Source organism: Streptomyces sp. NPDC102490, from assembly GCF_044765285.1.
In the GTDB taxonomy this organism is placed as follows: domain Bacteria; phylum Actinomycetota; class Actinomycetes; order Streptomycetales; family Streptomycetaceae; genus Streptomyces.
In genome coordinates this window covers 1-12,276 of the sequence record NZ_JBIWJU010000002.1, presented here as the reverse complement: position 1 = coordinate 12,276, position 12,276 = coordinate 1, and the positions used below count along the sequence as shown (strand labels likewise).

Annotated in this window: 7 protein-coding genes; 4 read left to right on the top strand and 3 right to left on the bottom strand. The window is 74.0% G+C overall.

Features of this window, described 5'->3' with window-relative positions:
- The first annotated feature begins 12 nt into the window (after positions 1–12).
- Entirely contained in the window at positions 13–3,315 is a 3,303-nt protein-coding gene (locus ACIRGB_RS03455) for an ATP-binding protein (RefSeq protein ID WP_403858218.1), read from the top strand.
- On the opposite strand, the gene ACIRGB_RS03450 is transcribed toward ACIRGB_RS03455, so the two are convergent.
- The gene (locus ACIRGB_RS03450; RefSeq protein ID WP_403858216.1) at positions 3,302–5,314 is read right to left on the bottom strand and encodes a sigma-70 family RNA polymerase sigma factor; all 2,013 of its coding nucleotides are present in this window, start codon (positions 5,312–5,314) and stop codon (positions 3,302–3,304) included. The genes ACIRGB_RS03455 and ACIRGB_RS03450 overlap by 14 nt on opposite strands.
- 184 nt (positions 5,315–5,498) lie before the next feature.
- Positions 5,499–6,317, bottom strand: a complete 819-nt coding sequence (locus tag ACIRGB_RS03445) for a TetR/AcrR family transcriptional regulator (protein ID WP_403858214.1) — start codon at positions 6,315–6,317, stop codon at positions 5,499–5,501.
- 376 nt (positions 6,318–6,693) lie between these two features.
- Between ACIRGB_RS03445 and ACIRGB_RS03440 the strand changes: the two genes are divergently transcribed.
- A complete protein-coding gene (locus tag ACIRGB_RS03440; RefSeq protein WP_403858212.1) occupies positions 6,694–8,073 on the top strand; it encodes an NAD(P)/FAD-dependent oxidoreductase in 1,380 nt (459 codons plus the stop codon).
- A 180-nt stretch (positions 8,074–8,253) separates the two neighbouring features.
- Positions 8,254–9,921 (top strand): SpoIIE family protein phosphatase, encoded by a 1,668-nt coding sequence (locus tag ACIRGB_RS03435; protein WP_403858210.1) that lies wholly within the window; start codon positions 8,254–8,256, stop codon positions 9,919–9,921.
- A 48-nt stretch (positions 9,922–9,969) separates the two neighbouring features.
- On the opposite strand, the gene ACIRGB_RS03430 is transcribed toward ACIRGB_RS03435, so the two are convergent.
- A complete protein-coding gene (locus ACIRGB_RS03430) occupies positions 9,970–11,247 on the bottom strand; it encodes an MDR family MFS transporter (RefSeq protein ID WP_403859283.1) in 1,278 nt (425 codons plus the stop codon).
- Positions 11,248–11,393: 146 nt separating this feature from the next.
- Here ACIRGB_RS03430 and ACIRGB_RS03425 point away from each other — a divergent pair, with 146 nt between their 5' ends.
- Positions 11,394–11,942: a MarR family transcriptional regulator gene (locus ACIRGB_RS03425; RefSeq protein ID WP_123625118.1), complete on the top strand. Its 549-nt coding sequence runs from the start codon at positions 11,394–11,396 to the stop codon at positions 11,940–11,942.
- Positions 11,943–12,276 lie beyond the last annotated feature (334 nt).

Sequence of the window (12,276 nt, the reverse complement as noted above, 5' to 3'; positions counted from 1 at the left end):
GACAATGGCCCCGTGCGGTACAGAATCCTGGGCGTCACCCAGACGGAGGACCACGGCACCGTCGCGAGCCCCGGCGGCCCCCGCCTGCGCGCGCTGCTCACCGCCCTCGCCCTGCGCCCGGGTGACGTCGTCGCGCCCGGCACGCTGATCGACGAGGTCTGGGCGGGGGACGACCCGCCGCAGGACGCCCCGGCCGCCCTCCAGGCCCTGGTCGGCCGCCTCCGCCGTACCGTCGGCAAGGAGGCCGTCGACTCCGCCCCGGGCGGTTACCGGCTCGCGGCGACCCGCGACGACGTCGACCTGTACGTCTTCGAGCGCCTCGTACGCCAAGGCACCACCGCCCTCGGGCACGGCGACGCCGCGACCGCCGCCCGGCATCTGGACGACGCACTCGCCCTCTGGCGCGGCCCCGCCCTCGCCGACCTCCCCGGTCACGCCGCCGGCCCCGAGGCCCTGCACCTGGAGGCGACCCGCACCCGTATCGAGGCCGGGCTGCGCCTCGGCGACGCCCACGACGCCGTACCGCGGCTGCGCGAACTGACCGCCGCCCACCCGTACGACGAACCGCTGCACGCCCTCCTCATCGGCGCCCTGCGCGCCACCGGCCGCGACGCCGACGCCCTGGCCGCCTACGGGAGCGCTCGCCGCACCCTCGCCGAAGGGCTCGGCACCGAGCCCGGGCCCCGGCTGCGCGCCCTGCACGCGGAACTGCTCGGCGCCCAGGGCACGGTGGGCAGCTCCCAGGCACCCACGCGAGCTTCCGAGAGGGCTCCCGACGGTCGTCGGGGCAACATCAGGCCCCGGCTGACCACCTTCGTGGGACGGGAACTGGAGCTCGACGCCATCCGTTCCGAACTGCGCGGGTCCCGCCTCGTCACCCTCACCGGGCCCGGGGGGTCCGGGAAGACCCGCCTCGCCGAGGAGGCCGCCGCCGGGCTCGACCAGGCGTGGCTGGTCGAGCTGGCTCCGCTCGACCGTCCGGAGGCCGTGCCCGGCGCGGTCGTCAACGCCCTCGGGCTGCGCGAGACCGTGCTGCTGACCGGAGACCGGCCCGCCGTGCAGGACGATCCCGTCGCCCTGCTCGTCGAGTACTGCGCCCGGCGCGGCCCGCTCCTGGTCCTCGACAACTGCGAGCACGTCATCGGCGCGGCGGCCCGGCTCGCCGAGACCCTGCTGACCCGCTGCCCGGGCCTCACCGTCCTCGCCACCAGCCGGGAACCCCTGGGCGTGCCCGGCGAGTCGGTCCGCCCGGTCGAGCCGCTCACCCCCGAGCAGGCGCGGCGCCTGTTCACCGCGCGCGCGAGCGCCGTACGCCCCGACGCCGAAGCCGTACTGCGCGACGAGGCGGCCGTCGCCGAGATCTGCCGGCGCCTCGACGGACTGCCGCTGGCCATCGAGCTGGCGGCCGCCCGGCTGCGGCTGCTCACCCCGCGGGAGATCGCCGACCGGCTCGACGACCGCTTCCGCCTGCTCACCTCGGGCAGCCGTACCGTCCTGCCCCGCCAGCAGACGCTGCGCGCGGTCGTCGACTGGTCCTGGGACCTCCTCGACGAGGCGGAACGCACGACGCTGTGCGAGCTGTCCGTCTTCGCGGGCGGCTGGGACCTCGCGGCCGCGGAGGCCGTGGCCACCGGTCCCGCGGCGGAGCTCGTCGGGGCCCTCGTCGACAAGTCCCTGGTCGTCGCCGATCCGGGCGTCGTGGGCGCCGGCATGCGCTACCGCATGCTGGAGACCATCCACGAGTACGCCGGGGAACGCGCCGCCGAGGTCCCCGGGTTGCGCGCCGCCGCCGAACGGGCCCACCGCGCGTGGGCCCGCGCCCTGGCCGAGGAGGCCGACCCGCGGCTGCGCTCGGCCGGGCAACTGCCGTACATCGCCCGGCTGGAGACCGAGCACGACAACCTCCGCGCGGCCCTCGACCGCTCGCTCACCGCGGGCGACGAGCCGGAGGCCGCCGCCCTCGCGCTCGCCATGGGCTGGTTCTGGTGGCTGCGCAACTACCGCCACGAGGGCGTCAGATGGCTGGACCGGGTACTGCGCCTCGGAGCCGCCCTGGACGCGGGGGACGGCCGGGTGCCCGCGGCGGACGTCCTCGCCCGTCGTACGGCCGCCGCGGACCCCGTCGACGCGCTGCTCGCCCTGCCGGAGGACAGCCCGCCGCACCCGCTCGACCCGCTGCGCATGCAGGTGCGGATGATGCACATCCTCCTCACCTTCGAGACCGAGCCGAGGGAAGGGCTGCTGGACGAGCGCATGCGGGCCTACGTCCGGCGGGTGCGGGACCACTTCGCCGCGGGCGGCCCCGAGGCGGCCCGGGTGCCCGGTCTCGTGTGGCCGCTGACCGAGTTCTTCGTCAGCGACTCGGGCGACGTCCGCGGTTCCATGGACGCCTCCGTCGCCAACTGCCGTGCGTACGGGGGCGAGTGGGAGATCGCCGCCAGCCTCATGTTCCGCACCCACGCGGTGGTCGACCTCTCGGGCACCCCGGCCGGCATCGACGACGACCTCGCGGAGATGCGCGTGCTCAGCCGCCGCGTCGGCGACCGTCTGGTGGAGGCCCAGGTGTGCAGCGCCTTCGGCGAGGCCGCCATGGTGCGCGGCCGCTACGAGGAGGCCAGGGCCGAGTACGAGGAGGCCCTGCGGCTTGCCGAGGAGGTGGGCGCCTTCGCGGAGGCGCCCTTCCTCATCGCCCGGCTCGCCGAGATCGCCTACCGCGAGGGGGACCACAGCACGGCACTAGGCGTGCTCGACGAGGCCGGCGCCGCGGCGGACCGGTACGGCGTCGTGGACTCCAAGGCCTTCGTCCTGATGCTGCGGGCCGGGCTCGCCGTGGTGGAGGAGGACTTCGCACGGGCGCGCGTCCTGTGGGCGGCCGCCCGCGAGGAGTGCCTGCGCGGCACGCCGCCACCGCAGTTCCTGGCCATGCTGGGCCTGGTGGACGCGCTCGTGACGGCGGGCGAGTCCGGCCCGGGGGAGGCCTTGCCGCTGCTGGCGGACACCGTACGGACGGCCGTCGAGGAGCGGTGCGCCGACCTGGTCGTCGCGACCCTCGTAGACAGCGCGGCGGGCCTGCTGAGCGACCTCGGCGACCAGGCCCGTGCGGTGCGGCTGCTCGGGGCGGCGGGCCACTGGCGCGGCGACCGCCCGCGCCCCATGCCGGACCGCGCGCACGCCGAGCGCGCCGAGGCCGCCGCCCGCGCCGCCCTCGGCGCCGAGCGGTACGCCGTGGAACTGGCCGAGGGGGCCGTCCTTACCGCACGGGACGTCGTCGGGGAGCTGGCGGCGGCGGTCCCGCGGGCCCCTACGCGCAGGTGAAGCGGGACTGGGCCCAGTCCGCGAGGGCCACCGAGTCGAAGGGGCTGTGCGGCTCGGTCACCAGCCGCAGCGTCTCGCGCCCCGTGATGTCCACGTGGACCGGTACCGCGGGGTCCCCGCCCTTGACCATCCCCGAGTTCCACAGCCGGACGCCGTCGCCGTACACCGAGAAGTGGACCTTGCCCAGCTTCATCGTCAGGTCGTCGATGCCGGCGAGGGCGTCGTAGGACGAACACGCGCGGTTGAGGTCGATGGTGACCGAGGAGTGGCCGTGGACGGTGACGCCGTGCGCGTACGACACGTCGTCGATCGTCAGGGCGGAGCGCTGCCAGACCCAGCTGCTTCCGGCCAGCCGCATCTCGGGGCCGGTGCCGTCGCCGCTCACGTCGTACGCCAGCTCGCTCCACTGGTAGACGGCGGGGGCGGGCGGTGGTGATGGCGGTGGAGTTGTCGGGGGTGGAGTGGGGGTCGGGGTGGGTGTGGGGGTCGGCTTCGGCTTCGGTTTCGGGGTGGGCTCGGGAGTGGGTGTGGGGGTCGGCTTCGGGGACGGCTTCGGCTTGGGTGCTGTCACCGGCGCGGGCGGGCGGGGCGGGTGCGTCGAGGGCGTGGGGGTGTCCGGGGCGGGCTGCGCCACCGGTGAGGAGGCGGGCGGGGCGGCCTTCGGCGGCTCCTTGTCCGGGGAGTCGTCGCCGACCAGCGCGAGGGCCAGCGCCGCCGCGGCGGCCACCGCGACCACACCGGCCGCGATACCGGCCTTCACCGGTGCGCCCAGCCCCTCGGAGGCCGCCGCTCCGCCCCCGGCGCCCGCTCCGCCGGAGCCGCCGCTCGCCGCTGCGGCGCCCGCCGCACCGGCGCCCGCGCCCCCGGCGATGAGCCCGGCCGCCTTCGCGTACCCGGCGGCACCGAACCAGCCGATGACCGCGACGGGCACCACGGCGGGAATGCCGCTCGCGACCTCCTCGATCTGGATTGCGGCCAGCCGGCACCTGGCGCAATCGTCCAGGTGCTTGCGCAGCCCGCGTTCGGCCCGGACGCGCAGCCTGCCGCGCGCGTACGTGCCGAGCTGGTCGGCGTAGCGGGCGCACTCCTCGTCGGTGGCGAGGGCGTCGCTGACATGGGCCTGGAGGTAGGCCTGCTTCAGACCCTCGCGGGCGCGGCTGGCGAGGACGCGGGTGCCGTTGGCGTCCAGCCCGAAGAGCATGGCCACCTCGCTCGGCGACTCGTCCTCGACCTCGGTGTGCCACAGCACCGCCTGCCACCGTTCCGGCAGCGACCGGAAGGCCCGCATGGCCATCGACTGCTCGGCCTCGTGCAGGGCGCGGACATCGGCGCCCAGCTCCAGGGTGTCGTCGTCCGCCTTCGCGGTGTGCGCGGCCTGCGCGGCGAACACCGCGAAGTCCTCGACGAGGTGCTCACGACCGGCCGACCTGGTCCAGCCGGCGGCGACGCGCCGGACCGCGGTGAGCAGGTAGGCGCGCACGGCGTACTCGGGTCCCGAACCGCCGCGCACCGCCTGGAGCATGCGGGCGAACACCTCGGCGGTGAGGTCGTCCGCGGTGTGGGCGTCGCGGCAGCAGGTGCGCGCGTACCGGCGCACCGCGTCCGCGTGGCGCCGGTACAGCTCCTCGTAGGCCGTGTCGTCGCCCGAGCGCATCCGCTCGATCAGCTCCGCGTCGGACGCCGGCAGCTCCCGCGGCGGCGGCAGGACGCCGTCGTCGTACAGCTCCCGCGGCGGTGGCAGGACGCTGTCCTCGTGCAGCTCGCGCTGCGCCGGAACCCCGGTCCCCGCACGGTCCCCGTCCTCGACGGGGCCCCCGCGGCCACCGTCCTCGGCCAGCCGGTCGCCCTGCTCGGGAGCACCGCCTCGCCGGCCGTGGGCCGGGCCGCCCTGGCCCGGCACCTGCGGCGCGTCACCGTCCCGGGTGTCGCCCGTCTCGACGTCACCGGGGCCGTTCTCCCCGTCGCCGCCGAGTGACCCGTCCCGCCCGTCAACGCTCATCGCGGAAAGCCCCCGCCAACCTGCCCAGCCAGTCCGAACACCGGGTCAGCGTGCCATATTGGCTTTTGTTCAGAACCCCCCTGTGCCGACCATCACTCGTCTGTGGGGACTTGCCGTGCCGCGGTAATAACGCTCAGCCGTTCGGGGAAGGATGAGCCGGCCGTCCGACGACTCCGCCGCCGTCTCACGCCGGCCGTGACCGCAGCCCCTCCAGCAGGATGTCCAGCAGCCGGGTCGAAGCCGCCGCCTGCTGGGCCGCGTCGGGCAGCGAGGGCGCCGCCGTGGCTATCACCAGCAGGACGTCCGACACCGATACGTCCGGCCGCAGTTCACCCGCCGTCCGCGCCCGCTCCACGAGCCGGCCCACGACCTCCAGGAGCGCCGCGGCCCCGTCGTCGACCGCCACGGGAGCCGCGACGGAACCCGTGACACCGGCCGACGCCCCGGCCCCGGCCCTGGCGTTCTCCTCGGGCACCAGGCGCAGCTCGCCGGTGCCCGGCTGTATCCGCTGCTGCGGCACCCGCGCGTCACCGGCCACCGCACCACCCACGCCGCCGTCGGCGTCGTCCGGCACCCCGACCCGCAGTACCTGCGGCGGCAGCAGCCGGCCGGCGCCGGAGGCCACCGACGTCCGCAGGAAACGGGACAGCGCCGACCACGGCTCGTCCTCCTGGCCGAGCGCCGTGCGCGCCTGGTCGGTCAGCCGGGCCGTCTCCTCCTCGGCTATCCGGCGCACCAGGACGTCCTTGCTGGGAAAGCGCCGGTACACCGTGCCGACACCGACCCGCGCGCGCCGGGCCACGTCCTCCATCGGCGCGCCGTACCCCAGCTCGCCGAACACCTCCCGCGCCGCGCGCAGCACGTGCTCCAGATTGCGCTGGGCGTCCACGCGCAAGGGCGCGTTCCGTGCCGCGTCGCCGCGTGCGCCGCCCGCCGCCGGGTTCATCGCACCGCCGGGCGCGACGGCCGACGCGGACGACCAATGAGAATCCTGAACATGCATAGACAATCCCCCGGTAATGACGTCTCCCCCCGGAGACACTCCCCGCCATCGAAAGCCGGAGCGCGTGGAACGGGCCCGGTTGCGCGGCCCGCCCGTCGCGGACCCCCCATGAGCACATCCCCCTGCACACCGTCGGAAAGAACATAGTTGAGCGGGAGTCAATTCAGAAGGGGCACGTTCCGCACGGAGCGCCCCCCGATCGGCGCACGGATCGCATACGCCCCGAATGTGCCGCTGTCCGACCCCGTGCTCACCCATGCTGACCTGCGTGGTCACCCCGCGCCACGGCGGTTCGCCCGGCTCGGCGCGCAGGCGATCTCCGGTCACACAAATTGACGAGCCTGTGGACAAACGCAAGCGCCGGGTGCGTCATGGGATGGTGAAGGAACGTGCGCGCATTCTCGTTGTCGGTGGTGGCTACGTCGGGATGTACACGGCCCTGCGGCTGCAACGGAACCTCAAGGGCGAACTGCGGCGGGGCGAGGCCGAGATCACGGTCGTCACCCCTGACCCCTACATGACGTATCAGCCGTTCCTCCCCGAGGCGGCGGCCGGTTCCATCTCCCCGCGGCACGTCGTCGTACCCCTGCGCCGCGTGCTCGGCCAGTGCGACGTCGTGGTCGGCGAGGCCGAGTCCATCGACCACACCACCCGCACCGCCACGGTCACCACCCTCGCCACCGAGGAGGCGAGGACGGGCGCCCGCCGGATCACGTACGACGAACTCGTCCTCGCCCCCGGCTCCGTCTCGCGCACCCTGCCCGTGCCCGGACTCGCCGACCACGGCGTCGGGTTCAAGACCGTCGAGGAGGCCATCGGCCTGCGCAACCACGTCCTCGAACAGCTGGACATCGCCTCCTCCACCCGCGACCCCGCCCTCCGCGACGCCGCCCTCACCTTCGTCTTCGTCGGCGGCGGCTACGCGGGCGTGGAGGCCCTCGGCGAGCTGGAGGACATGGCCCGCTACGCCGCGCGGTACTACCACAACGTCACCCCCGAGGACATGAAGTGGATCCTCGTCGAGGCGTCCGGCCGCATCCTGCCCGAGGTCGGCGAGGAGCTGGGCCGCTACACCGTCACCGAACTGCGCCGCCGCAACATCGACGTACGCCTGGACACCCGCCTCGAGTCCTGCGCCGACCGCGTGGCCGTCCTCAGCGACGGCTCCCGCTTCCCCACCCGCACGGTCGTCTGGACGGCCGGCGTCAAACCGCACCCGGTGCTCGCCGCCACCGACCTGCCGCTCGACGACCGCGGCCGGCTCACCTGCACCGCCCAGCTGTCGGTCGACGGCGCCCCGCACGCGTGGGCGGCCGGGGACGCCGCCGCCGTACCCGACGTCACCGCGCGCGAACCCGGCCGGGAATGCGCCCCCAACGCCCAGCACGCCGTCCGCCAGGCCAAGGTCCTCGGCGACAACGTCACCCACGCCCTGCGCGGCGAACCCCTCGACACGTACGCGCACACGTACGCCGGCTCCGTCGCCTCACTCGGCTTCCACAAGGGCGTCGCGCACGTCTACGGGCGCAAGCTCAAGGGCTACCCCGCGTGGTTCATGCACCGCGCCTACCACCTCAGCCGCGTCCCCACCGTCAACCGCAAGGCGCGCGTGCTCGCCGAATGGGTCATCGCCGGACTCTTCAAACGGGAGATCGTCTCCCTGGGTTCACTCGAACATCCGCGGGCGGAGTTCGAACTCGCGGCCGGTGGAAAGCCTTCCCAGGAGCCCCCGCACAACCCGAAGGGGTCGTCCTGACCGGTCTCAGGAACTCCCCCGGCCACTGGGGCGTCTGACGGATGTCGGCCGGGCGGGCACCCTGCCAGACTGGTCCACCACCGCGGGCGCGCCGCCGCTCGCCCCAGCGCGGCCCCCGGGGCCCGGGCCCCCGGCCCGTCCCGGTCCCCGGCCGCCGACAACTACACGAGGCAAGGATTCGTGAACTTCACGCGCTGGAGCGCCCGACTCCCCGGAACACAGCGCCGCGCCGCCGCGCGGACCGACACGGCCCTCTCCCCGGACCGGCGGGCGGACGGCTCCGTACCCGCCGCCCGCGCCGAGCAGCCGACCGACGAGTCTCCGCCCGCCCCCGGTGTCCCCGGCGTCGACGAACTGCCCGTACGGGACGTCCTCGACCGCGTCCCGGCCCTCGTCGCCCTCCTCCACGGCCCCGACCACCGCCTCGCCTACGTCAACGACGCCTACGTCGCCGCCTTCGGCACCCGCGACCTCGGCGCCCGCGCCCGCGAGGCCCTCCCCGAGCTGGACGAGCCGGGCCTCTTCCCGCTCCTGGACCAGGTCCAGCGCAGCGGCAGGCCCCGCACCCTCAAGTCCCGCAAGGCCCCGGACGGCCGCTCCTACACCTTCACCTGCACCCCGGTCACCGAGACCGGGAGCGACGGCGGCCGGGGCGGCCGCGGTGTCCTGGTGTTCGCCACCGACGTCACCGACCACGCCGAGGCCGCCGGACGCCTCCGCGCCAGCGAACGCCGCCAGCGCGAAACCGCCGTCACCCTCCAGCGCTCCCTCCTCCCGCAGAAACTGGAGGAGCCCGACGACCTGCGCGTCGCCGCCACCTACCACCCCGGCGGCACCGAGGCCGCGGTCGGCGGCGACTGGTACGACGTGATCACCCTCGGCGGCGGCCGCACCGCCCTGGTCATCGGCGACGTCATGGGAAGAGGCGTCCGCGCGGCGGCCGTCATGGGCCAGCTCCGTACGGCGGTCAGGGCCTACGCCCGCCTCGACCTGCCCCCGCACGAGGTGCTCCAGCTCCTGGACGGCCTCGCCGCCGAGATCGACGCCAACCAGATCGCCACCTGCGTCTACGCCATCCACGACCCCAACGAGGGCCGGCTGGTCTACGCGTCCGCCGGGCACCTGCCCATCCTGGTCCGCGACGAGGACGGCACCGTGCAGCGCGCCGACGAACCCACCGGCCCGCCGCTCGGCACGGGCGGCTGGATCCACGCGTCCGGTTCCATCGCCCTGCCCCCGGGGTCCACGGCCGTCCTCTACACCGACGGCCTGGTCGAACGCCGCGACGAGGACCTCGACGAGGGCATCGCCGCCCTGGAGCGCGCCCTGTCCGGCGCCGCCGGCACCCCCCAGGTGGTCTGCGACCGCCTGATCCGCTCGGCGGGCGTCACCCCGGACCACGACGACGACGTCGCCGTCCTGGTCCTCCAGCACCCCGCCCGCAGCGGAGCCGAGGCCGAGCTGTTCCGCAACGCCGCCCTGGAACTGCTCGGCGGAGTGGAGGCGGCCCCACGCGCGCGTGCCTTCGCCTCCGGCGTCCTCACCAGCTGGCGCTTCCCCACCGACCTGCACGACCTCGGTGTCCTGGCCACCAGCGAACTGGTCGCCAACTCCCTCCAGCACGGCATCCCGCCGATGCGGCTGCGCCTGCGCCGCACCGACCGCCGCCTGATCATCGAGGTGACCGACGGCGACGACCACCTGCCCAGGCGCCGCCGCGCGGAGCCGGGGGACGAGTCCGGCCGGGGCATCGCCATCGTCGCGACGATCGCCTCCAACTGGGGGTCCCGGCGCACCCCGGGCGGCGGCAAGGCGGTGTGGTGCGAGTTCGTCCTGCACAAGCCGTGACCCGGCGCCGGAGGCGGAGAGGACCCCGGTCCCCGGCCGACGGCCCGCTCACGCCTCCGCGACGGCCACCGCGTCGGCCGGTGCCCCGCCCTGCGTGACCACCCGGCTCCTGGCCAGCGACGGCTGGTTCTGCACGTCCGTGAGCTGCCGCCCCAGCCGCACCGCCAGCACCGTGATGCCCAGCGAGAACAGCAGGAACGCCACGATGTACGGCGCGTGCAGCGAGGCCCCGAGCGGCCCGCCCACCGCGGGCCCGATCGCCAGCGCGAGCTGCTTCACCAGGGCGAAGGCGGAGTTGTACTGCCCGGCGAGCCCGGTCGGCGCCAGATCCGCCACCAGCGGCGCCAGCGTCGGCGACAGCATCGCCTCACCCAGCCCGAACAGCGCGTACGTCGAGATGAAGGCGGCCGTGGCCATCGTCTGGCTGCCGTGTCCCAGCCCGGCGTACCCGGCCACGGCCCACGCCACGGCCCAGATCAGCCCCACCGACGCGATCACGCGCGAGCGCTTGCGCCGCTCCACGAACTTCAGCACCGCGAACTGCGCGACCACGATCATCAGCGTGTTCGCCGCCAGCGCGGTCCCCAGCGCGGACGTGGAGATCCCGGCCGCCTCGACGCCGTAGGCGCTCAGCCCCGACTCGAACTGCCCGTAGCAGGCGAAGAACAGCACGAAGCCCAGCACGCACAGCTGCACCATGGCCCGGTTGCCGAGCAGCTGCTTCCAGCTCCCGCCGCCGGTGTGCCCCGGCGCCTCCTCGATCCGGGGCGCGCGCGGCGCCCGTACCGTCGCCATGATCGCGACCAGCACCAGGAACATCGCCGCCTCGATGGCGAACAGCAGCGTGAAGGACGACGCGCTCGTGGTGTCGACCAGATGACCCCCGATGAGCCCGCCGACGCCGAGCCCCAGGTTCTGCAGGAAGAACTGCGTGGCGAACGCCCGTGACCGGGTCTCCGTCGTGGAGCAGTCCACGATCATCGTCGCGAGCGCGGGCTGCATCACCGCCTGGCCCGCACCGAGCGCGGCGGCGGACAGCAGCACCGTGCCCGCGGAGGCGGACAGCCCGAGGCTCAGCGCGCCGAGCGCGGCGGTGACCAGGGCGACCAGCAGGACCGGCAGCGGGCCGCGCCGGACGATGGCCCGCCCGGCGAACGGCAGCACGATCAGCGCGGCCACGGCGAAGACGGCGAGCACCAGGCCCGCCGTGACGGAACCCAGTCCCCGTACCTGCGCCACATAGACGTACAGGTAGGGGACCGTGAAGCCGAGTCCGAACGCGCTGAGTGCGTTGCCCACGTGAATCCGGCGCATCGCCGCGCCCATTGCCCTGGTCACGTTCACCCTCTCTTGATCTCTCGGGATCGCTCGCTCCAGCCGTTAGAGCTGAAGACTTAGAAGCTAAAGTTCGAAGGTAAAGAGTACATACCGAAGGACTTCAAAGCAAAGGAGCCGCGTGCCATACTGCGGCCATGGGCGACACCTCCGGCGCCGGCGAGCCGACACTCGAAGAGCAGATCGCCGCCTACCAGCGCGAGTTCCAGGACCTCGACCCGCAGGTCGAGAAGATCGTCTCGGCGCTCTCCCGCCTCAACCGCCGCATGAACGTCGCGTACGGCCGGCAGACCGCCGAGCTGGGCATCAGCAACACGGACTGGGAGGTGCTGAAGGCCCTCGTGCTCTCCGGCGCCCCCTACCGCCTCGGCCCCGGCGACCTCGCCAAGCGCCTTGGCCTCACACCGGCCGCGATGACCCACCGCATCGACCGCATGGTGACGGAGGGGCTGGTCACCCGGGAGCGCGACGAGACCAACCGGGTCCGGGTGATCGTGGCGCTTACGGCGGAGGGGCGGGAGAAGTGGCTGGAGGCCATGCGCCTCGCCACGGTCTTCGAGGAGGACCTGCTCCAGGACCTCTCCGCCGACGACCGCACCGCGCTCGGCGAGGTGCTCACCCGGCTCCTGCGCAGGGTGGAGCACGCCCAGCCGGATGCCGGTGGCCGGCTCAGCGACCTCGATTAAAGATCTTGACAGCGATGGTTGACAGCCCCCTGCGGGGTCCGTACAGTTCTTCGGGTTGCCACGGGACCGTAACGGTTCTGCGGTAGCACCTCCCGCCGCAGCAGCGGCCATCAAACCACCAGCACGACCTCCCAGCGGGATCGATTTCGGCGTGCCCGAATTCAATTCCGGCCGCGATTTGAGAATCGCGGAGAGAGTCCGCTAAAGTTTGAGACGTCGGAACGGCCCAACAGCCGGGAAGACAACCCCCTCTGACGGGGAATCAGGGCCGAAAGGATCTGATAGAGTCGGAACCGCCGGAAAGGGAAACGCGAAAGCGGGAACCTGGAAAGCA